Consider the following 24065-nt stretch of genomic DNA (forward strand, 5'->3'; position numbering starts at 1 on the left):
GGCGAGGTCCGCGTGGCATCACGCCTTGAGCTGGCGCATGCCTTCGGCCAGCAGCCACAACGCCCGGTTCAGGCGCAGGTTCTGGTCGATGCCTTGCACCGGACGGGTGCGCTGATTGCGGCCGTTGGCCGTGCGTCCGTTCAGGCCCCCTTTGACGAGGTTCTCCTGGACGCGGTTGAAGACGGCCCACAAGTCGTTCTTGCGGTCGTCCCATCGCCGGGGTGCCAGCAGTTGGCTCTCCGTGACAGGCGTGGACTTGGCTGGATCGTCGTACTTGAGTGCGAGCGCGGAGTTTGCAAAGACCTCCGCTTCGCCCTCATCGAGGGTGATGGTGCGCATCGCATCGCGCGCGTTCTGCACGCGCTCGAAGCCTTCGAGGACTCCGTAGGCACCTTCGATCACCTGGCTGGCCACGTCGCCCTTGTGGGGAACGCGGATGTCGGCGGTGGTGTCACCGCAAACCAGGCCGTTGTGGCAGACGAACCGGAACATGCCGGCGAGCATCTGATAGCTGCTCGTGCCGTCGTGGCTGTTGAGCAGGATGATCTCGTTCGCCTCGTCGCCGTTGATCTGGCTCGCATGGCGAAGTCGGATGAGGTGCTTCGTGTACTCGCGCCGGTCTTCGTTGCGCACGCGTGTCTGGCACACCATGAAGGGCTCGAAGCCCTCCTGGCGCAGCTTGGTCAGCACGGTCGAGGTCGGTATGTAGGCATACCGATCGGACCGGCTCCCATGCGGAGCGTCGGCGAAGATCGACGGAACGACGGCACGAATGCGGTCGTCCGAGAGTGGACGATCGGAGCGCAGGATCGGGGATTGCGGAGCAAAACGGGATGCCAGAGACATGGCTGATCTCCTTTGAGAAATGCGGTAACCGCGCGGCGGTGAGACCACGCGGAACTCGGGGGATGAAATGCGCAAGCGCGCGTCATGGGGACGCGGCGGATGCGGGAAGAGAAGCGACAAGGCCCCGTGAGGGGCCATGCCGTATCAGAACGAAGCAGCCAATGCCGGCTCCTGCTCCTCGACTTGCGCCTCGGGCTCGCGCTCGGCGGGCTCGGTGGCCGTGTCGATGGCGTCGTCGGCTTCGGACGCGGATGCGTCTTCGGCCGGCGGCGCCTCGGGTTGCGCCTGGCTCGTCGGATAGACCTGGGTGCCGTCGATCTTGATCAGACCGATGTGGACCAGCGTCGATTCCAGGCTTGCGGCCGGTTCCCCGGCGTGCTCGCCCTTGGTGCGGATGTACGGATCGATCTTCATGTCGTTCAGACGGAAGGCGATCAGCACCTTGCGGTCACCCTCGATGGCCTGAACGCACCGGCGAACCAGATGCTCGGCTTCCGGGGTGGCGACGATGGTGTCGAAGTACCGATACTCCGGTTCATCGACAGGCCCGGCCAGTGCTGCGACGGTGCAAGAGAGGAACGAGTCGCCAGCCTTTGGGGTGACGTCCTTCACACGATTGAGATAGCCGATGCCGCGGGTGATCAGCTCGTGCTGCTCGATCGAAGCCAGTTCGGCCCGGTCGATCAGTTCGGCCTTGAGCAGTCGCGCCTTGAGGGACGCGGCGGCCTGACCCTTCTGCTCACCCTTGTCGCGGATGTACGCATCGCCCCACAGGTCACCGAGGCGAAATCGCACCAGCGGGCGCTGCTTGGGATCGTCAACGCCGATGTAGCGCTGAACGAGCTTCTTGGCCTCGGCACCCGAGACCTTGACGTCGAAGTAGCGGTAGCTGGGGTCCCGGGCGGGGCCGACCAGCGCGGCGATGGTGCAAGCAAGGAAAGGCTGCGCACGGCGGCCGCCCCGGACGGGCACTTCACGGACACGCTGGACGTAGCCGATGCCCGAGGTGTGGAGGTCGAAATACGATTTCTCGTTGGACGTGGTGTTCATGGTGAATCTCCATTGGGATGAAGCGGAGACACACCGGCCCACGCATGCGGGGAAGGTGCGTAACCCCGCGGTGGGTTGATAAGGCGAAAGCATCCGCCACCAGAGGCTGGTGGCCGCTCGCGGATGGATGCGGTGCGAGCTGGCTCGGTCACGCAGTGGGAACTGCGCCGCAACCTCGAAGACCGATGGTTGCCTGGCATGTCGCTGACAACGTCAGCAGGCATGGGGTCAGCATGGCCGGGCCTCGCGCGCGCGGCAGCAATCAATCGGCATCCGGGTGCTTCCCTTTGTCCGCGCCGCCCGGCGCCTGCCACAGGCATTTGGGGCGGCGCAGGTGCTCGGGGTATCGGCGAGGGGGAGGCTGGGACGGCTCCAGGCGCCGCCGCCGCGCGCGCCAATCAGCCGCCAGCCGGCGGCGCGCGGGCTGGCGCCGCCTTCGTCGGGTAAGGTGTAGGTGATCAGGCGGATGTAGCCCAGCGACTTTGCCGCCTGCCAGGCCGCGCCGTATAGCTTGCTGCAGGCGTTGGGTGTGCTGTCGGTGCACAGCCGTGTGACTTCCCGCGTCCAGCCATCGTCCAGGTGCCGCGCGACCGGCCGGCCGACGATGGCCACGCCGCGGATCAGGTCGCTGTCGACCAGCGTGACGGCCAGGGCGAACTTCGCAGCCTGGACCGGACGGTGATGGTGTGCCAGCACGAAGACGTTGGCCGTGCGCAGCGACACCGGCAGCAGGTGCAGCCTCGGCGAGGTCGATGATGTGTTCATGCGGTCGTCTCCGGTGGCATGCCGGCGCTGTGGCCCGCGGGGCGTGCCTTGGCGGCTGGAGACGAACGCGCATGCGCGGCGATGGCCGCGGTGCGAACAAAAGAAAGCCCCCGGTGCGGGGGCTGCGAGGGCTGCGCGGCGGTTGCCGCTTCAGGCGGGAGGCACCACGGCCAAGGACAGGTGCGTGGCGGTGGCGGACAGCACGAGATCGTCCGCCGAGTGCAGGAGGCGCGTGAACAGGCCGTCCTTCGGGTCGAAATACTCCGCAAAATCGTCGCCACCCAGCTCGCGGCCGGCGAGGTGCCACCAGTCATCGAACGGGTCGGTGTCCGGGTTGCAGCCGACGGCGTAGGCGAGCAGTTGCTGGCGTCCATCCGGGCGACGCTCCCCACGCTCGGCGAGGAAGTACACGCCCTGGTCCTTGACCAGGACGATGCGGCACTGATTGGCGATGGCTTCGGTCAGCACGGGGCGCAGGTCGGCGCCTTTGAATCGCAGTGACATGGATGAAATCTCCTGTGTTAAAAAAAGAGAAAGGCCCTCCACCCGATGGGATGAAGGGCCTGTAGGTCACGCGGCCGGAATGGCTGGAACGCCGTGGCGGGTGCCTCGGGTCAGCCGAGGGGCGTCATGCCGGGACGGCTTGGCGCTTACGGGCCGCCTTCGCGTCGAGGATGCTCACGTCGATCTGGCGCCAGCGCCCGTCGTCGATGAGCCGCTCCAGCACTTCGCCGAGCATGTCGAAATACACCTCGTCGTGCCGATCGACCAGTTCGACCGATTCACCGTTCTGACGGTGCAGTTCCACCACGTAGGTGTCTCCGCCGCGGTCGTAGAGGATCGTCACCCGGCCCTCGAACTTCGCGGTCGAGACCGTGAAGCTGATCGCCGGCGGGGTCTCGATGATCTTGGAGGGCGTGGGATCGACCCAGGTGAAGTCGCGGGCACCGGCATCCACCAGCATGTGGGTGATGCGCCGGAAGCGATCGGGGGCCGGCATCTCTTCCAACTGCTCGATGAGCTGGCCCAACTCCATGCACTGCGGCGTGGGAATGGGCAGCTTGGCCGGCGCCGAGCCGAGGATGTGCCTCGTGATGGTGTACGGCGTGCCGTCCGAAGTCTTCTCGGTGATGACCTCCGGCGTGTCCGCGCGCAGTCCGTCGAAGCGACGACGGGCATAGGGTTGGACATGCACCTTGGCGCCTTCGGCAGGAACCGTGGTCACCAGGCTGGGATCGAGCACCGCGAACTCGGAAGGCTTGAGCTTGACGACGATGGCATCGTCGGTCGCAGCGACCACCTTGCCGTCGAAGGGTTGGGGGTCGATGGCAAAGCCCAGCGTTGAGGACAGCGGCTGATCATCGAACACGCGGTACTTGAACGATCGCACGTTACGGGGCACATGGCCTGCGACCAGCGAAGGCATCATGGATTTGATGAGGGAACGGTCCATGGGGAAACTCCTTGAGAAATAACAAGGGATTCCCCGCCCGCAAGGGAGAGGTCCCTTGTGGGTGGCGTGGATGGACGCGGTAGGTCCGTAGGAAGAAACGACCAGCACGGTTTCCCGTGCTTGCAGCCTCGAAGGTCTCGACTGCCTGGGCATGTGTCGGCAGCGCCGACGGACATGGGGTAAGCATGGCCCCGGGGTGGTCGGCCTGCCCGCAGGAAACGGCACCGCAACATGCTCGCATTCCTGTGCTGCGTACAAGAAAAAGCCCCTCGAAAGGGGCCGGAGGGGTCAGGCTTGGTACACGAAGTAGTGCTCGCGCTGACGCGGAAAGAACACGTGCTTCCACGTGTCCCCGCTTGTGTTGCCACCGTCGAAGATGACCATTTCGTAGTCGTCCACGTCGGTGTCCATCAGGTCGGCGCTGGCGATATGGCGCATGTGCAGCATGCCGCTCATGCGCTCGACTACCAGGATCTGGCCGATGGCATCGTCCTGGCTCATGGCATTGAAGCAGGCTCCAAGCTGGTGCTCGAAGTCCGATACGGGCGAGATGAGATCGGGGAACATGGGATCGCTCCTATGAAAGTGAACCGGCCCGGCTCCCTGGCGGGAGACGGGCCGGCATGCGGTGAGGAAAAGGTAGGCTGGGGATGTGTCTGGCAGTTATTCGCCGGCCAACGGCAGGCCCGGCAACACGGGTGCGTCGGCATCGAGAATGAGGATGCGCACATCGGCCTGGCCGGCCAGTGCAAGGATCTGTGCCAGGTCGTCCGGCATGCCCTTGCTGCAGTGCTCCTGCCGAAGCTGCTCGGCGGAGATCTCCTCGACGTCCTGCAGGTGCTGGCCCGTCCAGGGCGTGGAAATCAGCTTGACGCCGATCGCCGGGCTGTAGGGAACCCGGAACGCAATGAACAAAAAGGCTTCCGGCGTCGCGAGGTCAGCCAGGTTGGCCAGGTACTGGCCGGTTTCGTGGCTGATGTGCGCGCTGCTGATTTCCCAGCACCGGCTGTAGTAGCCGGTCTCGAAGCTCAACCGCTGCACGACTTCCCGTGCGGCCTCGGCCGAATAAGTGTCGCCAATGTGGACGGGGCGGCCGTCGAAGTCGTCGCCGTGGATCGCGTACACCACGGCACCCACCACGCCGTAGGCGCCTTCACCGGCATCGCGTTCGGCCAGCACCTCGGCACTCACGGAGTCTGGGCCATTGCTGACTACGGCGAAATCGCTGGTGACGATGCAGGATGCTGAAACCAGCTCCTCATCGGAGAGGTGTTCTTGGCTCTGGTGGATGTTTCGCCAGACATGCGGGCTTCCGTCCTCGTGGCTGATGGACAGCGTGCGGACGATTTTCAGATTCCAGTAGCCGCGTAGAAAGGGATTGGGATTCTGGGACATGGGATTTCTCCAACAGAATAATGATGGAGCCAATCCCCGCCACCGGGAATTGACCCCGGTGGGTGGAAAGAAAGGAAACAGCGTCAGGTGACGCTGATCGTTGGCGTTTGGGCCAATCGCTCGGCGACGCGTCGGCGCAAATTCATGCGGAATGGCTCGTCGCTGACGCCCGCCAGCAGATTGATGGTCTCCAGCGCAATCAGGGCCGAGGCCTCTTCGATGTCGGCGGCCACAATGGCCTTGCGCAGTTGGTCGCCGAGCTGGAGGGCCTGCGAGGAGGAACTGATGACGCGGACCTCGCGGCTCAGGTAGCAGCCGTTGCCGCCGAACTCGAACAGCCGCGGCTTGCTGCAATACCAGCATCCCTCGAACTGGATGGCGGTCAGGTGGTGGCCGTCATCGAATCGGGTGGCGATCAGAAACAATGCGTCGAGATCGGCGGTGTCCTCGAACGAATGACGCTCGATCAAGTTCCCCAGCTCTTCGTCCTCATCGGCACCGAAGTGCACGGCGAGCAGTTCGAGCAGCGGCGGGATCGAAAGCCCTTCGTCGTCCGGCATCGGAATGCCGAGTTGCGTGGCCAGGTCTTCCAGGCCATCGAGCACGTCCGGCCATTGCGGATTGGTGGTCTCGGCGATCTGGGCGATGTAGGCCTGCCCGTTGCCGGGATGGCTCTCGTCCAGCGCGAAGGCGCCGAACAGCGCCTGGATGACGGGCGTCACACGGTCGAGCACGAGAACGCCGGTGGCTTCGTAGTAATTGTTGGCCATGAAGGCTCCTTTCGATGAATGAACGGAGCCAGCCCTTGCGGACGATGGCATCCGCAGGGGAACCGCCTGATGCCGGATGGCACTGGGCGGGGAGAAACGCGAGGGACATGGCCTCGGGCGAGGCGCATGTCCCTCATGGGGTCGCGTGAACGCAGTGATGAAGGTGTGCCGGGGACCGGCTCACCAACCGCTGTAGTTCAGCAGCAGGTCGGCGATCACCTGGCGACGAGGCAGATCGAGGCCGTCGAAGTCCGACAACCCGTTGAAGTGGCAGCGCTTGAGCATGGCACCGCCCTCGCGCGCGTTGTAGAAGCTGACCATCGCGGACAGGAACATGCGTTCCCCGCTGCTCAGGACGCCGAGGGCGTCGTTGAGGCGCAGCATGTCGGGGCGCAGATCCCACTTGCTCTTGGCCTGGTTCAGACCTTCACGGGTGCCATCGCCAAACCATTGCGGGCCGGCGATCTCGACACCACGCTTCCATGCCTCGAAAAAGGCTTGGGGCGCGGCGCTGAAATGCCGTTCTTCCCGAACGATCTGATCGACGACTTCCTGCGGCAGTAGCTGGTTCATGACGTGATTCCTCCAGTTGGATCAGGGAACGGCGAGCTGGGACCAGCCGCCTCTTTCGAGGGCACGTTGAGCCGCGGCATGGCTGCGGAAGTACTCACGAGATTCCCGCGAAACGGGACCTTCGGTATCGCGCGTGCCGATGTAGTGGCCGGCGGCGCTGTGCAGGACTTCGAGCGGCAGGAACTTGCCGCAGTAGGTCAAGGCCAATTGACCGAATCGGCCGAAAGAGGCTTGCTGGGACATGGATGGGCTCCTTGGAAAAGCGGGGCCCTGTCCCTCACGGGATGGCAGCTCCCGCACGCGGTTGAAAAAAAGCATCAGCGTCTTGGCGACGTGCGTCCGCGCAATGGATGCGATGCGGACTGGTGGGTTGCGCGGGGAGAACCCCGCGGCAGCCTGAAACCCTGGCTGCTGGCATGTGCTGACGAATCAGCGAGCATGCGGGCAGCTTCGTGGGGGGGGCGCGCCACGTCAGTTGGAAATCGGCATCTGGTCCAGCCCCGATTGATGTACGCAGAGACAAAGAAAAGCCCCGCAGCAAGTGCGGGGCGGTCATGACGGTGCGGTGAGGCTGGATCAGCGGGGCTTGTCGCCCAGGACATGCTGCTTCCAGATGGCGAATGCCTCGTCCGCTGGCAGCTCGGCCAGGATGACGATGGGCTGGTCCTGTCGGCTGCGCAGCTTTGCGAAATACGCTGCGCGGTCGGCAATGGCCTTGAGCTTGATGCCCTTGAGGAACAGCAGCCTGCCGTCCTTGATGAACAGCACCTTGTTGCCGATGTCGCGGTTGAACGCGGTGCGCAGCTTGCGCTCCGCGTGCATGGCATCGGCCAATTGGTCCACTAGGAAGTCGAGCGTCATGTCGATGAGAAGCGGCTCGTCGTCTTCGCGTTCGACGTCGAGCGATGCCGGCGGCAGGCTCTTGGCGAATTCCTCGGCCTGGGCCAGCAGCGCGGCCTGGCCTTGCAACGCGCGCACGAACGTCGAGCCGCCGTGTCCGTCGTTGCGGGCTTCGGCGATGGGCCTGCCGTCGAACATGACGGTGGCGGTGAAGCACAGCGTTTCCTCGCTCGCGAAATCCGCGACCTTGAGGTTCTTGAGGGTGATGCGGTCTTGTCGGGTGATGGTGTCCATGGGAAGTCCTGATATCGACCGGGTTGACGACACGCCCCTGACGGGACGCGGCATACATCCCGTGGGTTGGAGGAAGGTGGCATCGATGCCCGGTGGGCAGCGTTCGCCGGAGAGATGCCGGGGCGAACTGGCGGGTGGCGTGGGCGGAACCCACGGCAGTCTGGACACCCTGGCTGCTGGCTGTTGCCGATGCGTCGGCAATGCAGGAGGGAGGATCGCGCGACCCGCCGGCCGCGTCTTGCATCAATCCGAAGCGATCGATCCCGTCTTGTGCAGGTACTGCACCAGCCGGCGTCCCCAGCCACGCGACGCACAGCACGGCCATGGAATTGCCGATCGCCTTGCAGTTCGGTGCATCGGCGGTGCGTAGTGAGGCGGATTGCAATGTTGGCGGTCATGTGGGTCTCCCGTTCGTGTGGCGCAGGGCCATCGCCCTGGCCGGGGCGTTGAAAGGCAGGAGAAAGGCGCCGAAGGCCCCAGGGGCCTTCGGCTCGGGAGGAAAGAAGAACCACCCGTGGGCTGATTGGCAGGCCCGGTCGTCGCTAGAACCGTCTGCTCATCCAGCAATCACACCCGGCCCATGTCGTGGCTGGGGCCGGCATCGTCTGGCGCACATCCGCGCACAAAGGGAGCCCGTTTTTGCGCCGGCGGGCACCGGCACCGAATACCGCTGACCGCGAAGGGTCTCCGGATGGCTCGCACAGGCAAGCCATCGGGGGACCCTTCGCAGCGGCGGAAGGAATGCAGACGAGGAGAACGCGCGGGGTGCGGTTCGCGGAGAAGCCACCTTCAGGTCCCGCGGCCGGGGCCGGCCGGACGGGACGCGCACACGGAGCAAGAAGGCGTTGCGCGCTGGGGCGTCCCGCAGGGCATGCGGGACACGGGCCACGCCGCCGATGGCGGGCATGGCTCACGGGGAACGGGGGCGGTCAGGCGCCTTTGCGGCCACCGCCACTGGTACGGCGTGGACGCGAGGCACCACGCCTGGACGTGCCGGTTGCCACCGGCAGCGTGCCTTTGCAGTCGGGGTAGCGACTGCACGACCAGAACGGGCCGCTCTTGCCGGTTCGCTGGCGCGTGGGTGCGCCGCACTGCGGACAAGCCGGTCCTTGGGGAACCTTGATGGACAGGGACGTGCTGCCGTATTGCGCGATCAACTGCGAAATCCAGGCGGCCTGCTTGCCGATGAACACATCCAGGGTGAGTTGTCCGCCCTCGATCATGTCCAGCGCCTGTTCCCAGACGGCGGTGGTGCCGGGGTCGGCAATCGCCGCGGGCACGGCGTCGATCAGCGTGAACGCCGCATCCGATGCGCGGATGGAGCGCCCCTTCTTCACGATATAGCCGCGGGCGATCAGCCCGCTGATGATGTTGGCCCGCGTCGCCTCGGTGCCGATGCCCGTCGTGTCCTTGAGCTTCTGCTTCAGGCGCGGGTCGGTCACGAAACGCGCAACGCCCTTCATCGCCTTGACCAGTTCGCCCTGGGTATAGGGCTTGGGCGGCATCGTCTTGAGGGCCTTGATGTCGGCCCCGGCGACCTGGCATGCCATCCCGTCACGCAGCGCAGGCAGCACCTGGGTGCGCACGGGGGCGTCGCCATCCTCATCGGCGCTGCCTTCACGTTCGGACTCGGCCAGCACCAGGCGCCAGCCGCGGGCGACGACCTGCTTGCCCGTAGCCACCAGCTTCTGCTGGCCGCAGGAGAGATCCGCCACGGTGCGGTCGAACTCGTGGTGCGGGAGGAACTGGGCCAGGTAATGTGCCCGGATCAGCCGGTACAACGCCCGTTCCTTCTCGCTCATGGCGGAGAGATTCGCGGGTTCGAGCGTCGGGATGATGCCGTGGTGCGCCGTCACCTTGCCGTCGTTCCAGGCGCGCGAGCGCTGGGTGCGGTCGAGCTGGCCCATGATCTGGGCCAGCGTGGGATCGGTCTTGAGCAGGCTGTCCAGGACCGTGGGCACTTCGGCGAACATGCTTTCGGGCAGGTAGCCCGAATCCGAGCGCGGGTACGTCGTGGCCTTGTGCGTCTCGTACAGGGCCTGGGCGATCTCCAAGGTTTCCTGCACGTCCAGCCCAAGCTGCTTGGAACAGACTTCCTGCAAGGTGCCCAGGTCGAACAGCAGCGGCGGGCCTTCGCGCACGCGCTCGGTCTCGACCGACACCACCTGGGCACTGCCCGCGGCGCGGATCTGCTGCGCGGCCTGCTGTGCGACGGGCTGCCGCAGGCAGCGGCCGGCGTCGTCGGTGCTGGCATCGGGTGCCACCCACTGCGCGGTGAACGTCTGACCGCCTGCGGACAGCGACACGTCGATGGCCCAGTACGGCACGGACACGAAGGCCGCGATCTCTCGGTCGCGGTCCACCACGAGTTTGAGCGTCGGGGTCTGTACACGCCCGACCGACAGCACGCCATCGTAGCCGGCCTGCCGCCCGAGCACGGTGAACAGCCGGCTGAGGTTCATGCCCACGAGCCAGTCGGCGCGCGAGCGCGCCAGCGCCGAGTAATACATCGGCAGCGTCTCGGCCGAGGGCCGCAGCTTGGCGAGCGCGGTGCGGATGGACGCATCGTTGAGCGCCGACAGCCACAGGCGTTCGATGGGACCGCGGTAGCCGCACAGGTCGATGATCTCGCGTGCGATCAGTTCGCCTTCGCGGTCGGCGTCAGTGGCGATGACAAGCTGGGTCGCCTTCGCCAGAAGCGCTTTGACGACCTTGAATTGCGTGGCGGTCTTCGGCTTGACCTCGACCCGCCACTGCTGGGGAATGATGGGCAGCTGTTCCAGCGACCAGCGCTTGAGCGCCGCGTCATAGACCTCGGGTGCTGCCGCTTCGACGAGATGGCCGATGCACCAGGTGACCGTGACACCGGAGCCGTTGAGGCAGCCTTCACCGCGCTGCGTGGCGCCGAGAATCCGGCCGATGTCTTTGCCCTGGGAGGGCTTCTCGCACAGAAACAGCCGCATGTCCGTCCATCCGCTTCCCGTTGTTCATGGAGTTGCTGGGATCGAGGATGCCGAGCGCCTGTTGGGGCAGCAGCAAACAAGCTGCATGCGGCAGCGACCGCTTTCACGCCGATGGAACGGCTTGGGCGGGATGGCGTGCGGCCGGCGGTGTGCGAGCCGGGAGCCGCGATGTTCGGGAGCGCGCGGAAGCCGGTGGACGCTGATGGAGCTATCCCCTGGGGATAGCTCGCGAGGACATGGGGGGCGGCAACGTACTGCGGCCGCCCCCACGCCGGATCACTTCCTGCGCTTGGGCTCCTTCGACGCTGCCGGTTCCTGGGCGGCCTGGGGCTTGGGCTGCGCGTCCTGTGCGGTCTCCTGCGATTTGGGGCTCAGAACGACGGACTCGATGCGGAACGGCAGGATGCCGACGCTGCGCGCGTTGATCTGCCAGGTCTCGCGCGGCTGATCCTCGTTGTCGGTCCAGGGTTCGCGCTCCATGCGGCCGACGACCAGCACGCGCATGCCCTTCTGGTAAAGGTCCTTCCAGTGTGCGGCGTCGCGGTGCCAGATTTCCACCGGCGCCCAGAAGCCGCCGCGGTCCTCGAAGTCACCGCCCTTGGTGGGAACGGGGTTGTCGAAATACACGTTCAGCCGCAACAAGCGCCGCGGTTCGTCGTTGCCGTTGGGGAACTCCCGGTACTCGGGGGGCGAGCCGATGTTGCCTTCGCCCGAAAAATGCGTGCTCATGGTGCAATCTCCTTGGTGGTTGAAATACCCGTGCCATGTCGGCGTCGGGCGCGTGCTGGGGTGCCCGACGCGATCACCGATCGCGCACTCCGGGGGGTATGGACGCGAGCCGGCGCAGGTAGGCGTCTTCCGCCTCGGCGGCCTTGCTGGCGCACTCCTGGGCCTGCCTACCCAGGGTGTGCAACAGGCTGATCTGCATGTTCAGCGTGATGCGCTGCAGCTCGATCGCGTGCAGGTCGGCCAGCAGGTTGACCGGCGTGCTGGTGCTCGCCATCAGCTCCTGCCACAGGGCCACGCCCATGGCCGAGCGGTCGTTCCTGCGCCAGCGCAGGAACGTCGTTCCCGCGCCAGTGGTCTGCTGGGCCAGTTCCACGGGCAGCAGATGGAAGGGATGCCCACCGGCCTGTTGCAGCACTTGTCGCTGCGCCAGGCCGATCAACTCGTCGCGCATGGCGAAGCACTGGCTGGCCCAGGCCTCCAAGTCCCCTTTACCTTTAAAAGGCTTTAAAAGGCCTTTTAGAGAGGCCGCGTGTTCCAGGCGCATGAAGGCTCCCTGTTGCAGGCCCCGGAAGTAGCGGGTCGGCTGGTTCAGATCGCTCATGCGGATTCGTCCTCGCCGGCAGTGGCTGCGCCTTCGGACGGGTCGGCAGCAGCGGCCGCATCACCATCGACGCTGGTAGCGGCTGCGGCAGGATTCTCACCGCGCTGTTGCAGACCACGGCGCACCATGGGTGGCGCAAACGTCGAGCGGCGCGTGCCTTCGAGGACGTCCTGCGGCAACTCGCCGAACTTCTCCAGCGCGACCCGCGCTGCGGCATTCTTCGCCGCGAAATCGTCGCGGGTGCAGCCCGAGTAGCGGTACTGCTGGGCCAGCGAGAACAGGCTGCGCAGCGCGTGCGCGCCCTCGTTGAGCCAGCGCTCCAAAGTGCTGCGGTCGATCAGCGCGGTGTGGTGGGCGAGGATCAGCTTGCGCGCGATGTCGTCGTAGTCGGCCAGGAGATAGACGGCGGCAAAGCCCAACTGCGCATTGACGAACAGCGGCAGCTTGACGGGCTGCACGTTGAGGTTCTCGCCCAGGCTCAATGCCGCAGGCACGCCCGCCAGTGCCTGGTCCACTTGTTTGCGCAAGGTCTGCAGCGTGGTCCTGGTCTGGTCGAGCTTGTCCTCGATGCGCAGCATCCACCAGTCGCTGTAGGGGTCGTCCTGCTCCGAGCCGCGCTTCATCTTATTCATCACCGCGATGTAGCCGTTCAGGCCGACGATGCCGGGTCGCCCTTCGGCGGCGGCGCGGCCGTGCCAGATGCGGGAAGCGTGATGCGTGTGCAGCGTCAGCGACATCGCGCTGCGCAGGGAGCCGAGGTTGAGTTGCAATGGTTCGTTGCTGGTTGCCATGGTGAGCGCTCGCAGTTGGACAGGGAGCCGCCAGCATCCGCATGCAGCGGAAGGCAGTCAGTCAACAAACCGAAATGAGCCGGCCCCCGGTTCTATGCGCGCTGGCGGCGCAGCGCGCAACGGTCCCTTGGAGGCCGGAGCATTCACGTTGGCGCTCCGTGCCTCGGTCGTTGACGGTATGCGTACTGCACCGCACGTCGCGCTGCCGTTCGACACGATCCTTCGCCGCGCAGCCGTCCCCAGGGGACCGTTCCGTTGAGCGCCATGGAGGTCTGCTTCATGGTCTTGCAGGCGCTCTACTCAGGTTTTGCGCAGCATGTCGCGCCGTCGTCCGGCGTTTCACCACACAGCCGTCCCCTGGGGACCGTTTCTGCCGACCGCCAAGGAGGTCTGCTTCATGGCCTTGCCAGGCCCTGCGCTCAGGATTTGCGCAGCAGATCGCGCAGGCGCTCGATGTGCTGCCGGGCCACCGCGGGCGGCACGACGTTGCGCGGCGGCTCGGGCGGTGGCGCTCGCGCCGCCGATGGTGTTGGCGCTGCCGGGCTGGTCTGCTTGGCCCACGCATTGAACTCGCCGCGCATGGCGCGCTGGATGATGCCGAACAGGTACCCGGCGGGGTTGCGGATGCCATGCTTGCCGCACCGTGCGGCCCACTCGTCCAGCACAGCCTGCCGCAGGGCAGCGTCCACTTGCTGCAACGCCATCCTGGCGCCGGCTTGCTGTTCCGCCTTCAGTTCCGCGAAACGCTTGGGCCATTGCAGGTCGCCCAGCGCGCGCGCCTGCGCGGTAGTACGTACTTCATCAATACGACTACTACGTACTGTACGGTCCTGCTTCGGATTCCGAAGAGCGCCGTCTGGCGCGGGTTTCGGCCCTGCTTCGGATTCCGAAGAAGGGCGTTCGCCATTCCGAAGAAGGCTGGCGGGCCCTTCTTCGGAATCGTGGATCGCATCCTCCTGTGGATAACTTGCGGTGGCGGTGATGCCCTGGTCGGCCAGGCGCTCGGCGAGCACTTGCAGCCGCGACGGCAAGGTGCGTCCGGACAACATCGGGTCGTCCGCGATCTCCTGGAGGGTGTTGAGTCCCACCACCTGGACGGCCTTGGCGGAATGCCCCAGCGACTGGCTGACCAGGGCCAGGTAGTCGGCGTCGAGCTGCATGGCCTCGAACAGTGTCAGGGGTTCGTCGTGCAGGACGTAGAGGTTTCCGAGGATGCGGCCGGTCTTGGGGTCGCGCCGTCGTCGCACGAGGCTCAGCCAGCGCGTCAGGCGCAGCAGCGTCAGCGCCCGCGCGACGGTCTCGTGGGAGGCTTGTCCCGCGCAGGGCATGGACGCCAGCCATGGGCGCAACTGCTCATAGGTCGGGAACGTCGTGACGCCGTCGTCGTTGAGCATCAGCCGGAACACCTGCCAGGCGTTGCGCTCCAGCGGTGTCAGGCGGCGGTCGACGAACAGCCGCCGCGGCACGCTCTCGTGCCGATTGCCACTGAATAGGAAGGCGTCGCCGGACGCCGCAGGCGTGGGCACTGCCATGGGCGCTGGCGCGCGGGGATTTGGATTGGGCGTGAGGTCCTTCAGCGCAGCGTCGAACAGGTCGGCGAGTGCGATGGGGCCTTGACGCGGGGCTCGTGGGGCGGTGTCGTCCACGGCCATGGCCTAGTCCAATCCCTGATCGACCCAGTTCCTGATCGCGGCCCAGACCACCGAGAGCGGCAGTGACATGCCCTCGGCCAGGTCCATGGCCGCATCGAGAATCGAGGTCTCATCCTCCAGATCGACGTTCCTGCTGCTGGTCACGGCTTTCCATTGCCGCCAAAGTTCGGTGTCCTGGGTCTCGTCCAGGACGGGGTGGCGCCCCTTGCGCTTGGGCAGGCCGAGGATCTCCCGCCGCAGGGCGACTTCCTGATGGGTCAGGCCATAGAAGCGGCTGACCATCTCCGTGCTGGCCCCCAGCCGCAGCATGCGATCGACCGTGGCGATTTCCTTCTCCACGTCCTGTGCCTGGTTGAGCAGGCGCTGCAGCACTTCGCGGTTGACCGTGACCGAGCACCACGAGACGCTGGCGTTGGCCAGCACGCTGATCAGCGCGGGGTGCTTGAGCGCATCCAGCTCGGCCTCGCCGAAGCCCATGGCCTTGCAGCGGCGCAGTTGGCCGTTGCGAAGGTCATACAGCGCCTGGGCAATCACGGCCTGGTTGAGCGGATGCGATGTGGACATGCGGCCTCCCTCGCTCACGTCCCGGGCGCCGTGGTGCCGGCTTCCAGGTCCAGCAGACGCCGGGCCAGGCGGAGCAGCCGAAATAGCTTGACCAACGCCGTGTCGCTCAAGCGCCTTGTGCAGTCGCCGTGGTGTTGACCCTGGCCGTGCAGCAGTGCTGGCAAGTCGGCGGCGAGCTGCGCGCCATCCACGCCCGCTTCAGCAGTGGGCTGACCCGTCAGAGTGATGAGCAGCGCCAGCACCGCCCGGCCGAGCGGCGATGGTGCATGGGCGGGCGCGCAGCAAACGAAGCCGATGCCATCGGAGCGATCCTCGATGCACTCGTCCAGGGCTGCCTCCCCGGCGATCTCGCGCGCGAACTGCGCGATGTGGATGCGCAGCCGATCGGGCGTGTCCAGGCCGGCGTCGATGTACCAGACGTCGGAGATCGGATAGAGCCCGCCGGCTTGCACCGGGATGGACTGCAGCACGCTCGCCGAGAAGTCGGGCGGCAGCGCATCGCCCAACTGGTCGGCAACCATGCGCTGGATCGACTGCAGCCGTTCGGTCGTCGGTGCCGGCGAGACGATGTGCTCGAGAAGCAGATCGCCTGGTGCGGCCGCGGGGCTTTCCGTTGTCGTCTCTCGGGCCGTATCCTCGCGCAAGGTGGGCTCGGACGCCGGAGGGCTGGCGGGTGGAGGACTGGCCGCCGCTGCAGGCTTGGCGATGGACGATGCTACGCCCGGGGGAGGCGGCGTGCCGGCGGTGGGCGAAGGCAACGCCGGCGGCGCCGCAGGTGGCGTCGGGTCACTGACCAGCGCCCGGTGGCGGCTTTCCGATTCGGTCAGGTCCAGCGCCAACACGTCGTAGCCGATGCCCAGCAGCTCGGACATCTGGCCGATCAGCTCGTCCTGCACGCGCTGCGTCGCGAACTCGTCGCCCTGCGTGTCGAACTGCGCCAGCACCTCCTGAAAGAAGCTGTCGAAGTCCAGCGGCAGCGTGCGGTCCTTGGCATAGTGCTCCCAGGTGCGCTTGCAGGCCGTCCGCATGACCGACAGCCGCTCGACCTGGTGGCGCCCCAGGCCGCCATAGAGCACAGTGGGAATGGCGGGCAGCAGGTAGCGCACCGCGTCGGCCATGCGGGTGATGTGCGACCGCTGGACGGGGAACCCATCGGCCGCCAGGCGGCGGGCCAGTTCCGACTGGCTCAGGGCGGCGCTACTCTCCTGCTCGTAGAACTCGCGTGCTTTCTCGACGCCGAGCGCGCGCTCGATGAACGTGAGGCCACCGCGCAGTTCGTTCTCGGCAAGATGCCCGGTCAGCGCGACGATTTCACCGCGCTCCGGCCATGGCCGAAACAGGCACGATATGCGGAAGAAGCGTTCGTCCTTGGTCTCCGACCAGAGTTCGCGCAGGATCGCCAGCCGCGTGTTGCCGCCGTTGCGGATGATGTAGTGGTCCTCGCCGGGCCGGCGGGTGATGGCTGGCGCCGCGTCCAGGCCGCGCTCGCGGATGGACGCCTTGATTTCCTCGTAGGCGGGGTTGCGCTTCATGCGCGGGTCATGGTCGTAGGGCCGCAGCTGGTCCAGCGTCACGACCATGGGCGTGTCCGCGATCGGGTCGCTCAAGGCCGTAGCCGCTGGGCCGCTGCGCTCGAAGCCGGCCGCGAGCAGCTTGCCGGCCATGTCCTGCGAGGTCATGTCAGCCATGGCCGCACCCCTCGCAGTCCCCACGACCGCCGGCCGGCGCCATGCGGGCCTCTCGCTCGGCGCGGCGGATCTGCGCACGGGCGTTCAATTCGGCCCGGTGGTCGCTCGCGGTCGAACTGGTGTAGATCGCCGCGCAGCCGGCCTTGGTGAACTTGAGGTGCCCGCCCGGCGTGCGCTTGACGTGCCAGCCTTCACCGACCGCGAACTCGATCAGCGCGCGCAGCCGCTTGTGGCCGCGGGCCAGTTCATGTGCGTTCGCCATGGGACCTCCCGGCATCAAGAGGACGTGGCGGGCGACCGGACATTGCGGCAAATCTGTCCTGCCATTGCGGGAACAGCTCGCTCGCGAGCGCGCGCATCGTGTCGAGCGAGGCCGGCGCGACCCTGCCGGGCGGCTGGCGGTGCTCGACCCGATGCACCGGCAGGCCGCGCGTCGCGGCGCGCGGATAGGCTTCGATGGCTGGCACGTCGGTGGCGAGCACGCGGATGCCGGCATGGTCTTGGAACAGGTCGCGCAGGGCCTGCTGGATCAGTCGGGCGTTCGCCGACACCGGGTGGACGCGGTTGATGAGCAGGTGCAGCGGCGGCGGTTCGATGCCCAGGTGCCGGTACGGCGCGATGTCTTCGAGCAACTGCATGGTGCCGCGTCGAAGCTCCCGGGCCGCGAGGATTTCCGGCGTGACGGGCGACAGCGCAAGGTCGGAGGCGAGCACCGCCATCTCCAGCAGCACGGAACGCGCGCCCTGGGTGTCGATCAGCACCAGGTCGTAGAGGGGAGCAAGTGCTGGCAGCAGATGCCGCAGCCGCAGGCGGCCATCCGGCGCATGCAGCAATAAGGTGTTCAGCTCGCCCCGGTGGTCGTTGGACAGCACCAGGTCCAGGCCCGCGATGATCGTGCGGGACACGAGCTGGCCAAGGTCGCGCTCGTTGAAGGCCAACAGCTCATAGATGCCGCCCGGCGCGCGCTGGGTCAGTTCGTAGTAGGAGGACAAGGTGGGCTGCACGTCGAGATCGAGCAGCAGCACGCGCAGGCCCGCGTCCGCGGCGAGCCCGCCCAGGTTGGCGGCCGTCGTGGTCTTGCCGACGCCGCCCTTCGTTGAAATGATGGATACGACCTGCATGGCGCTCTCCGGCTGGGAATGGGAAGTCCGCGGGAGAACGGGTCAGGTCCGGTGGTTGAGGCGCTCGGCGATCCACTGGTCGATTTCGATCGAATCCCAGCCGACGGCGCGCACGCCCAGGCGCAGCGCCTGGGGAAACTGGCGCTTCTTCATCAGGTTGTAAATGTGGGCGCGTTTGAAGCCGGACTTGGCTTCGACTTCATCGAGCCGCAGGATGCGGCGCTCGTTCGGCGGGAGTACAGGGGGCTGCGACATGGCGGTCACTCCTGAACGCTCGGTGGCGTTTGTTGGCGTGACCTCTATTCAATAGACCTGGCTGCGGAAAGACATTGCAAATGCAATCTCCGCGGTTGCACATACAAGCTGGAAAAACCTCATGCGCTTGCGCTACGGACGTACTTCCTGGCGTTGGCGAACTTGCCGTTCAAGGTTCGCTCCGTGATGCCCATGGTGCCGCCGAAGTGGGCGACCAATGCCGAGACGAGTGCCTCCTGTGTTTTGAAGCTGGAATAGGGCACACCCGAAGGGGACTGGCCCAGCATCAGCGTCAGCATCCCGCCGATGATGTTGAGATACGTCGTCTCCGCTCGCTCGCTGATCTCGCATTGCTTGGAAGCCAGCAGCGCGGTGGACTGCTTGAGCAAGGTGTCGCGCTGCTCCTGCAATTCCTGCATCTGGCGACGCGCATGCTCCAGGGCCGCCTGAAGGGCCAGTCGCTCGATCAGGATCGCCTGTCCTGTTTCCAAGGTGATAAAAGGATGCGCCATGCGTTCGCCACGGCTGAACAGGAATCCTGGCCGGTGCTCGGGATAGTGGTTGCGCATCCAGCGCTTCAGATCGACATGGCGAACGGTCAGATCCGGCGACTGCAGCAGCTTCGGATCATTGAGCGTGATGCCGTTCTGGCCGTAGGGCAGCTCCCCGTTGAGGATGCCGTCATAGATACGCTCCGAGTACAGCCGGCACTCATTCCATCGCGGGCAATTCAACGATGGAGGCAGGAAGCGCGGTGACGCGATCGCAGCCAGGATCATCGGCAGGTACCGCAGCAACCCGGCCCACCGTATGGCAGCCTCGATGGGACGATAGAACACCTTCGATGTTGGAATGTCCTTGTGCATGTCTTCGTCTCCTTTCGGAAGCGCTACATCACCGGCTCCTTTCTTGCCCTGCCAAGGGCTGCTGTGTCGTTATGACCTTCCGCGGGTGCCTGGGAAGATGCCCTGAACGTAGACGGGCGAGGTGATTGGTTTGGCGTCCGCTGTAGGTGGCCTCGTCTTGCTCGTTGTGCAAGAATCGATCGGTTGCCGGCCCATCGAGCGATGAGGACGAAAGCTCGATATTGGCGCTCACGGTACCAGCGTCATGCGCTGCGCTGTTCCCCGCAAAACCGATTTGGTATGGTCTGATACGGCGATGGTTTCAGAAGCTGCGATCAACGGCTTCTGTTCTCCGGGACCTAGGGTCGGCAGAGAAAATCCGGCGGTGTCATATCTGCCCCGGATGCTGATATAGCGATATAGCATCACCCGCGCAGGTCCAGATGACTGCCAACCTGAGATTCGATGCTCACAAGTCCGTAGCAGTTGGTCTACTTGCTCTCTGGTTTCGAGACTGGAAGTGTTGTCGTCCGGTCCGAGGTAGATGGGCGGGGTGATGAATGCCCTGGCATTCCAGGAAGTGGCTTTGCCTAACATGCTCATGGTAAAATTCCCCAGGCTTACTTTGGAATTCCGTTCGGGTGTACTCGGGCCGAGTTCTGGCTTTTAAATTCAACACTTTGGTCTGTCCATGACCCGTACCGCTTCGACCAACATCGCTCTGTGGTGGCGCTTCCAATAGGAAGCGGCATGTCGTTGCGGTCTTGACCGCACCTTGCCGCCGTACCGGCAGGCAAGGTTTCAAGAAGGCTCCCCGGCACGGCGGCTCCAAGATTTGAGGAGATTGCCCGATGCCCTTGGCACCCCAGCCCCGTCGTAGAACTGATGCCCCGCGCGCTGTGTCGCCGCGAGGGGTAGGTCTGTCCGCCCAGTCTCAGCACTTGGCCCTGGCATGCGGGCGCCGTCGCTGCGTCAGTACACCGCACTGGCGCACGCCAAGACATCTCTCAGGAGCCCTTGCTACCTTGAGCCAGCACATGCTCGCGCTTCGTCCATCGCAATCAACTGTCGATGTGTGTAATAAAGTGGGTAATGGAGGTTGTGTGTAATGGAAAACATTAATGAAATCAAGGACTTAGAATCATGAGACTCCTGATGGTCGACAACTACGACAGCTTCACCTACAACATCGTGCAGTACTTCGGCGAACTCGGTGCCGAGGTCATCACCCATCGCAACGACGAAATCACGCTGGACCAGCTGGACCAGCTGTTCCGTGACGGCGGTTTTGACCGTCTCTGCATTTCACCCGGCCCCTGTTCGCCCAACGAGGCGGGTGTGTCGGTAGATGCCATCCGGCACTTTGCCGGCCAGCTACCGATCCTCGGCGTCTGCCTGGGGCATCAGGCCATCGGACAGGCTTTTGGCGGCCATATCGTGCGTGCCCAGGTGCAGATGCACGGCAAGACCAGCGTCATCACCACCACGCAGGAGGGCGTGTTCCGCCAGCTGCCGCGCCAGTTCACCGTCAACCGCTACCACTCGCTGGCAATCGAGCGTGCCACGCTGCCGCAGGAGCTGGCCATCACGGCCTGGACCGATGATGGCGAAATCATGGGCGTGCGGCACAAGACACTCGATATCGAAGGCGTGCAATTCCACCCGGAAAGCATCCTGACCGAGCACGGCCACGCCATGCTGCGCAACTTCCTCGATCGCTGAGCTGCCGCGGCCCGTACCCTCTCCAAGGACAAGAACATGATGAAAATTACCCCCAAGGAAGCGCTGCAGCGCACCATCGAGCACCGGGAAATCTTCTACGACGAGATGAAGGACCTGATGCGCCAGATCATGACCGGCGAGGTCTCGCCCGTGATGATGGCGGCGCTGATCACCGGTCTGCGCGTGAAGAAGGAAACCGTGGACGAAATCACCGCCGCCGCCCAGGTGATGCGCGACTTTGCCACCAAGGTCGAGATTGCCGACAAGACGCATCTGGTCGATATCGTCGGTACCGGTGGTGACGGCTCCAACACCTTCAACATTTCCACCTGCGCCATGTTCGTGATTGCCGCAGCCGGCGGCCGCGTCAGCAAGCATGGTGGCCGTGGTGTCAGCAGCAAGTCCGGCAGTGCCGATGCGGTCGAGCAGCTCGGTGCCTGCATCGACCTGTCGCCGGCCGCCGTGGCCAGCTGCGTGGAGCAGTGCGGCATCGGCTTCATGTACGCTCCCAACTACCATCCTGCGATGAAAAACGTGGCTCCGGTGCGCCGGGAGCTGGGCGTGAAAAGCATCTTCAACATCCTGGGCCCGCTGACCAACCCGGCTGGTGCTCCCAACATCCTGCTGGGCGTTTTCCACCAGGATCTGGTCGGCATTCTGGTGCGCGTGCTCAAGGACATGGGCGCCGAGCACGCCATGGTGGTCTACGGCCAGGACAGTCTCGACGAGTGCAGCCTGGGTGCTGCCACCCTGGTTGGCGAACTCAAGAATGGCCAGGTGCTGGAATATGAGCTGCACCCGGAGGACTACGGCCTGACCATGCGCAGCAAGCGCGCGCTGGCCGTCAACGACCCGGTCGAATCGCGTGAAGTGCTGCTGTCCGTGCTGGACGGCCGCGAGCAGGGCGCACCGCGTGACATCGTGCTGCTCAACGCCGGCGTGGCACTCTATACCGCGAATGTGGTCGAGTCGATCCAGGCCGGTGTCGATCTGGCACGCCAGACACTGGACTCCGGTGCCGCCCGCGCCAAGCTGGACGAGTTCGTCCGCGTATCGCAACAACTCAAGGCGGCGTAAGCATGTTCCAGGATGAAGGCGCCTGGATCGCCATCGGCATTTCGCTGCTGTTCGTGGTGGTGGGGCTGGTGATGCACCGCGTCATCGTCAAGGTGCTCAAGCAGGCCGCGCCCGAACCGGATCAGAAGGACAGGACATGACAGACATTCTCGAAAAAATCAACGCCGTCAAGCGCGAGGAAGTGGCTGCAGCGCAGCGCAGGACGCCGCTGGCAGCGATGCGCGCCGATGCCGAAAGCCGCATCCTGACACGCGATTTTGCCGGTGCCATGCGCGCCAGGATGGCGGCCGGCCAGCCGGCCGTCATTGCCGAAATCAAGAAGGCCAGCCCGTCCAAGGGCATCATCCGGGAGGACTTCATCCCGGCGGATATTGCCCAGAGCTATGCCGAAGGCAATGGCAAGCTGTCTGCCGCCTGCCTGTCGGTGCTGACCGATCGCCAGTTCTTCCAGGGCAGCCCGGACTACCTGAAGCAGGCGCGTGCCAGCTGCGACCTGCCGGTGCTGCGCAAGGACTTCATGATCGATCCCTACCAGATCTACGAGTCGCGCAGCATGGGGGCGGACTGCGTCCTGCTGATTGTCGCCAGCCTGGATGATGCCCAGCTGCAGGACATGGCTGCCATCGCCCGCAATCTGGACATGTCGGTGCTGGTCGAAGTCCACGACCGTGGCGAAATGGAGCGTGCGCTCAAGCTGCTGGCCAGCGTCCGTCAACCCGAGTCCCTGCTGCTGGGCATCAACAACCGCAACCTGCGCACCTTCGAGGTCAGCCTGAAGACGACCCTCGACATGCTGCCCGATTTGCCCGAGGGACAGCTGGTGGTGACGGAAAGCGGCATCCTGACACGCGAAGATGTGGTTACAATGCGGGACTCCGGTGTGCACGCCTTCCTGATCGGGGAAGCGTTCATGCGACAGCCGGAGCCAGGTCTGGCCCTGGCCGAGCTGTTCTCCTGATTTTTCGCAAAAAATTTCGGGGGTCTGGAAAAAAGCCAAAAAGCATGGCATAATTCAAAACTTGCTGTGGAGAGGTGGCCGAGTGGTTAATGGCAGCAGACTGTAAATCTGCCCTCTTGCGAGTACGCTGGTTCGAATCCAGCCCTCTCCACCACAAGCTTCAAATACTGAGTGGCGGCTCTGCCGTAACTTGAGGGTTGGCTCCTGACGCCATCAAGTGTGCGGGAGTAGTTCAATGGTAGAACCTTAGCCTTCCAAGCTAATGATGCGGGTTCGATTCCCGTCTCCCGCTCCAGTGTTGCGTGTGCTTGTCTCTCGTGTGAAATAATTGCCCATGTGGCTCAGTGGTAGAGCACTCCCTTGGTAAGGGAGAGGTCGGCAGTTCGATCCTGCCCATGGGCACCATTCATTCCCCGGCGTCTGCCGGGTGGTGTCTTTTTCAATCAATCATTCATTGTTTTTCGGAGTCGAAAAATGGCAAAAGAAAAGTTTGAACGGAGCAAGCCGCACGTCAACGTAGGCACCATCGGTCACGTGGACCACGGCAAGACCACCCTGACGGCAGCGATTGCTACCGTGCTGGCCAGGAAGTTCGGCGGCGATGCCCGCGACTACAGCCAGATCGATAACGCGCCCGAAGAAAAGGCCCGCGGCATCACCATCAACACCTCCCACGTCGAGTACGAGACGGCCAACCGTCACTACGCCCACGTGGACTGCCCTGGTCACGCCGACTATGTGAAGAACATGATTACCGGTGCTGCCCAAATGGACGGCGCCATCCTGGTCTGTTCCGCTGCTGACGGCCCGATGCCCCAGACCCGCGAGCACATCCTGCTGTCCCGTCAGGTTGGCGTGCCCTACATCATCGTGTTCCTGAACAAGTGCGACATGGTGGACGACGAGGAGCTGCTGGAGCTGGTCGAAATGGAAGTGCGCGAGCTGCTGAGCAAGTACGACTTCCCGGGTGACGACACCCCGATCGTGAAGGGTTCTGCCAAGATGGCGCTGGAAGGCGACACCGGCGACCTGGGCGAAGGCGCCATCATGAAGCTGGCTGAAGCCCTGGATAGCTACATCCCGACGCCCGAGCGCGCCGTGGACGGCACTTTC

General features: G+C 64.9%; 28 protein-coding genes and 3 tRNA genes. 8 read left to right on the plus strand and 23 right to left on the minus strand.

What is annotated here, in order from left to right; translation table 11 throughout:
- Window positions 1-18 precede the first annotated feature (18 nt).
- The 23 genes from C513_RS0109305 to C513_RS14310 all read right to left on the minus strand — a co-directional run bounded on the left by C513_RS0109305 (window position 19) and on the right by C513_RS14310 (window position 19798).
- Window positions 19-846 (minus strand): DUF932 domain-containing protein, encoded by an 828-nt coding sequence (locus C513_RS0109305; protein WP_003050347.1) that lies wholly within the window; start codon window positions 844-846, stop codon window positions 19-21.
- A gap of 144 nt (window positions 847-990) precedes the next feature.
- Window positions 991-1896, minus strand: coding sequence for a DUF3577 domain-containing protein (locus C513_RS0109310; protein WP_003050351.1), 906 nt, complete (start codon window positions 1894-1896; stop codon window positions 991-993).
- Between the two features lie 228 nt (window positions 1897-2124).
- Window positions 2125-2661, minus strand: a complete 537-nt coding sequence (locus C513_RS0109315; RefSeq protein WP_026320720.1) for an XF1762 family protein — start codon at window positions 2659-2661, stop codon at window positions 2125-2127.
- Between the two features lie 150 nt (window positions 2662-2811).
- On the minus strand, window positions 2812-3165 hold the full coding sequence (locus tag C513_RS0109320; protein ID WP_003050357.1) for a DUF3085 domain-containing protein: 354 nt from the start codon (window positions 3163-3165) through the stop codon (window positions 2812-2814).
- A 124-nt stretch (window positions 3166-3289) separates the two neighbouring features.
- Window positions 3290-4114, minus strand: coding sequence for a hypothetical protein (locus C513_RS0109325; RefSeq protein WP_003050359.1), 825 nt, complete (start codon window positions 4112-4114; stop codon window positions 3290-3292).
- 288 nt (window positions 4115-4402) lie between these two features.
- Complete coding sequence (locus C513_RS0109330) at window positions 4403-4681, minus strand: hypothetical protein (protein WP_003050361.1); 279 nt, start codon at window positions 4679-4681, stop codon at window positions 4403-4405.
- A 96-nt stretch (window positions 4682-4777) separates the two neighbouring features.
- Window positions 4778-5509, minus strand: coding sequence for a DUF5983 family protein (locus C513_RS0109335; protein ID WP_018715758.1), 732 nt, complete (start codon window positions 5507-5509; stop codon window positions 4778-4780).
- Window positions 5510-5592: 83 nt separating this feature from the next.
- Window positions 5593-6279 carry a hypothetical protein gene (locus tag C513_RS0109340; RefSeq protein WP_003050366.1) on the minus strand — a complete coding sequence of 229 codons (687 nt, stop codon included), beginning with the start codon at window positions 6277-6279 and terminating at the stop codon, window positions 5593-5595.
- Between the two features lie 180 nt (window positions 6280-6459).
- Window positions 6460-6852: a hypothetical protein gene (locus C513_RS0109345; RefSeq protein ID WP_003050375.1), complete on the minus strand. Its 393-nt coding sequence runs from the start codon at window positions 6850-6852 to the stop codon at window positions 6460-6462.
- Between the two features lie 21 nt (window positions 6853-6873).
- A complete protein-coding gene (locus C513_RS0109350) occupies window positions 6874-7095 on the minus strand; it encodes a hypothetical protein (RefSeq protein WP_003050378.1) in 222 nt (73 codons plus the stop codon).
- A gap of 333 nt (window positions 7096-7428) precedes the next feature.
- On the minus strand, window positions 7429-7986 hold the full coding sequence (locus C513_RS0109355; protein WP_003050381.1) for a hypothetical protein: 558 nt from the start codon (window positions 7984-7986) through the stop codon (window positions 7429-7431).
- A 929-nt stretch (window positions 7987-8915) separates the two neighbouring features.
- Complete coding sequence (locus C513_RS0109360; protein WP_018715759.1) at window positions 8916-10949, minus strand: DNA topoisomerase III; 2034 nt, start codon at window positions 10947-10949, stop codon at window positions 8916-8918.
- A 276-nt stretch (window positions 10950-11225) separates the two neighbouring features.
- Window positions 11226-11678, minus strand: a complete 453-nt coding sequence (locus C513_RS0109365) for a single-stranded DNA-binding protein (RefSeq protein ID WP_003050391.1) — start codon at window positions 11676-11678, stop codon at window positions 11226-11228.
- A 73-nt stretch (window positions 11679-11751) separates the two neighbouring features.
- The gene (locus tag C513_RS0109370; protein WP_003050393.1) at window positions 11752-12279 is read right to left on the minus strand and encodes a DUF3158 family protein; all 528 of its coding nucleotides are present in this window, start codon (window positions 12277-12279) and stop codon (window positions 11752-11754) included.
- Window positions 12276-13070: a PFL_4669 family integrating conjugative element protein gene (locus tag C513_RS0109375; protein ID WP_003050396.1), complete on the minus strand. Its 795-nt coding sequence runs from the start codon at window positions 13068-13070 to the stop codon at window positions 12276-12278. Before C513_RS0109375 ends, C513_RS0109370 begins: the two co-directional genes overlap by 4 nt.
- A gap of 419 nt (window positions 13071-13489) precedes the next feature.
- A complete protein-coding gene (locus C513_RS0109380; RefSeq protein WP_003050398.1) occupies window positions 13490-14722 on the minus strand; it encodes an STY4528 family pathogenicity island replication protein in 1233 nt (410 codons plus the stop codon).
- Window positions 14723-14725: 3 nt separating this feature from the next.
- A complete protein-coding gene (locus C513_RS0109385; RefSeq protein ID WP_003050401.1) occupies window positions 14726-15286 on the minus strand; it encodes a DUF2857 domain-containing protein in 561 nt (186 codons plus the stop codon).
- A gap of 14 nt (window positions 15287-15300) precedes the next feature.
- A complete protein-coding gene (locus tag C513_RS0109390; RefSeq protein ID WP_013520767.1) occupies window positions 15301-16974 on the minus strand; it encodes a ParB family protein in 1674 nt (557 codons plus the stop codon).
- Window positions 16967-17236, minus strand: coding sequence for a hypothetical protein (locus C513_RS0109395; protein ID WP_003050422.1), 270 nt, complete (start codon window positions 17234-17236; stop codon window positions 16967-16969). Before C513_RS0109395 ends, C513_RS0109390 begins: the two co-directional genes overlap by 8 nt.
- Window positions 17220-18095, minus strand: a complete 876-nt coding sequence (locus C513_RS0109400) for a ParA family protein (protein WP_003050424.1) — start codon at window positions 18093-18095, stop codon at window positions 17220-17222. Before C513_RS0109400 ends, C513_RS0109395 begins: the two co-directional genes overlap by 17 nt.
- A 42-nt stretch (window positions 18096-18137) precedes the next feature.
- Entirely contained in the window at window positions 18138-18350 is a 213-nt protein-coding gene (locus C513_RS0109405) for an AlpA family transcriptional regulator (RefSeq protein WP_003050427.1), read from the minus strand.
- A gap of 119 nt (window positions 18351-18469) precedes the next feature.
- A complete protein-coding gene (locus tag C513_RS0109410) occupies window positions 18470-19216 on the minus strand; it encodes a hypothetical protein (protein WP_003050429.1) in 747 nt (248 codons plus the stop codon).
- A gap of 228 nt (window positions 19217-19444) precedes the next feature.
- A complete protein-coding gene (locus C513_RS14310) occupies window positions 19445-19798 on the minus strand; it encodes a hypothetical protein (protein WP_128457255.1) in 354 nt (117 codons plus the stop codon).
- A 540-nt stretch (window positions 19799-20338) separates the two neighbouring features.
- Here C513_RS14310 and C513_RS0109420 point away from each other — a divergent pair.
- The 8 genes from C513_RS0109420 to C513_RS0109455 form a co-directional block, all read left to right on the plus strand.
- Entirely contained in the window at window positions 20339-20917 is a 579-nt protein-coding gene (locus C513_RS0109420) for an anthranilate synthase component II (protein WP_026320721.1), read from the plus strand.
- A gap of 39 nt (window positions 20918-20956) precedes the next feature.
- Entirely contained in the window at window positions 20957-21994 is a 1038-nt protein-coding gene (trpD, locus tag C513_RS0109425) for an anthranilate phosphoribosyltransferase (protein WP_026320722.1), read from the plus strand.
- Window positions 21995-21996: 2 nt separating this feature from the next.
- Window positions 21997-22134, plus strand: a complete 138-nt coding sequence (locus C513_RS14425) for a hypothetical protein (protein ID WP_018715765.1) — start codon at window positions 21997-21999, stop codon at window positions 22132-22134.
- A complete protein-coding gene (trpC, locus tag C513_RS0109435) occupies window positions 22131-22952 on the plus strand; it encodes an indole-3-glycerol phosphate synthase TrpC (RefSeq protein ID WP_018715766.1) in 822 nt (273 codons plus the stop codon). The genes C513_RS14425 and trpC overlap by 4 nt, the downstream gene beginning before the upstream one ends.
- 68 nt (window positions 22953-23020) lie before the next feature.
- Window positions 23021-23106: transfer RNA gene (locus C513_RS0109440), tRNA-Tyr, on the plus strand.
- Between the two features lie 67 nt (window positions 23107-23173).
- A tRNA-Gly gene (locus C513_RS0109445) sits at window positions 23174-23247 on the plus strand.
- A 35-nt stretch (window positions 23248-23282) separates the two neighbouring features.
- Window positions 23283-23357: transfer RNA gene (locus C513_RS0109450), tRNA-Thr, on the plus strand.
- 69 nt (window positions 23358-23426) lie between these two features.
- Window positions 23427-24065 (plus strand): GTP-binding protein (locus tag C513_RS0109455; RefSeq protein WP_018714929.1); only part of this gene is annotated, 639 nt, incomplete at its 3' end.

The organism is Allobrachymonas chironomi DSM 19884, assembly GCF_000374625.1.
GTDB classification, from domain to species: domain Bacteria; phylum Pseudomonadota; class Gammaproteobacteria; order Burkholderiales; family Burkholderiaceae_C; genus Brachymonas; species Brachymonas chironomi.

Bases quoted from the DNA above. Each gene is read 5' to 3' on its own strand.
- C513_RS0109305 (WP_003050347.1), bottom strand. From the start codon at position 846: ATGTCTCTGGCATCCCGTTTTGCTCCGCAATCCCCGATCCTGCGCTCC.
- C513_RS0109310 (WP_003050351.1), bottom strand. From the start codon at position 1,896: ATGAACACCACGTCCAACGAGAAATCGTATTTCGACCTCCACACCTCG.
- C513_RS0109315 (WP_026320720.1), bottom strand. From the start codon at position 2,661: ATGAACACATCATCGACCTCGCCGAGGCTGCACCTGCTGCCGGTGTCG.
- C513_RS0109320 (WP_003050357.1), bottom strand. From the start codon at position 3,165: ATGTCACTGCGATTCAAAGGCGCCGACCTGCGCCCCGTGCTGACCGAA.
- C513_RS0109325 (WP_003050359.1), bottom strand. From the start codon at position 4,114: ATGGACCGTTCCCTCATCAAATCCATGATGCCTTCGCTGGTCGCAGGC.
- C513_RS0109330 (WP_003050361.1), bottom strand. From the start codon at position 4,681: ATGTTCCCCGATCTCATCTCGCCCGTATCGGACTTCGAGCACCAGCTT.
- C513_RS0109335 (WP_018715758.1), bottom strand. From the start codon at position 5,509: ATGTCCCAGAATCCCAATCCCTTTCTACGCGGCTACTGGAATCTGAAA.
- C513_RS0109340 (WP_003050366.1), bottom strand. From the start codon at position 6,279: ATGGCCAACAATTACTACGAAGCCACCGGCGTTCTCGTGCTCGACCGT.
- C513_RS0109345 (WP_003050375.1), bottom strand. From the start codon at position 6,852: ATGAACCAGCTACTGCCGCAGGAAGTCGTCGATCAGATCGTTCGGGAA.
- C513_RS0109350 (WP_003050378.1), bottom strand. From the start codon at position 7,095: ATGTCCCAGCAAGCCTCTTTCGGCCGATTCGGTCAATTGGCCTTGACC.
- C513_RS0109355 (WP_003050381.1), bottom strand. From the start codon at position 7,986: ATGGACACCATCACCCGACAAGACCGCATCACCCTCAAGAACCTCAAG.
- C513_RS0109360 (WP_018715759.1), bottom strand. From the start codon at position 10,949: ATGCGGCTGTTTCTGTGCGAGAAGCCCTCCCAGGGCAAAGACATCGGC.
- C513_RS0109365 (WP_003050391.1), bottom strand. From the start codon at position 11,678: ATGAGCACGCATTTTTCGGGCGAAGGCAACATCGGCTCGCCCCCCGAG.
- C513_RS0109370 (WP_003050393.1), bottom strand. From the start codon at position 12,279: ATGAGCGATCTGAACCAGCCGACCCGCTACTTCCGGGGCCTGCAACAG.
- C513_RS0109375 (WP_003050396.1), bottom strand. From the start codon at position 13,070: ATGGCAACCAGCAACGAACCATTGCAACTCAACCTCGGCTCCCTGCGC.
- C513_RS0109380 (WP_003050398.1), bottom strand. From the start codon at position 14,722: ATGGCCGTGGACGACACCGCCCCACGAGCCCCGCGTCAAGGCCCCATC.
- C513_RS0109385 (WP_003050401.1), bottom strand. From the start codon at position 15,286: ATGTCCACATCGCATCCGCTCAACCAGGCCGTGATTGCCCAGGCGCTG.
- C513_RS0109390 (WP_013520767.1), bottom strand. From the start codon at position 16,974: ATGGCTGACATGACCTCGCAGGACATGGCCGGCAAGCTGCTCGCGGCC.
- C513_RS0109395 (WP_003050422.1), bottom strand. From the start codon at position 17,236: ATGGCGAACGCACATGAACTGGCCCGCGGCCACAAGCGGCTGCGCGCG.
- C513_RS0109400 (WP_003050424.1), bottom strand. From the start codon at position 18,095: ATGCAGGTCGTATCCATCATTTCAACGAAGGGCGGCGTCGGCAAGACC.
- C513_RS0109405 (WP_003050427.1), bottom strand. From the start codon at position 18,350: ATGTCGCAGCCCCCTGTACTCCCGCCGAACGAGCGCCGCATCCTGCGG.
- C513_RS0109410 (WP_003050429.1), bottom strand. From the start codon at position 19,216: ATGCACAAGGACATTCCAACATCGAAGGTGTTCTATCGTCCCATCGAG.
- C513_RS14310 (WP_128457255.1), bottom strand. From the start codon at position 19,798: ATGAGCATGTTAGGCAAAGCCACTTCCTGGAATGCCAGGGCATTCATC.
- C513_RS0109420 (WP_026320721.1), top strand. From the start codon at position 20,339: ATGAGACTCCTGATGGTCGACAACTACGACAGCTTCACCTACAACATC.
- trpD (WP_026320722.1), top strand. From the start codon at position 20,957: ATGAAAATTACCCCCAAGGAAGCGCTGCAGCGCACCATCGAGCACCGG.
- C513_RS14425 (WP_018715765.1), top strand. From the start codon at position 21,997: ATGTTCCAGGATGAAGGCGCCTGGATCGCCATCGGCATTTCGCTGCTG.
- trpC (WP_018715766.1), top strand. From the start codon at position 22,131: ATGACAGACATTCTCGAAAAAATCAACGCCGTCAAGCGCGAGGAAGTG.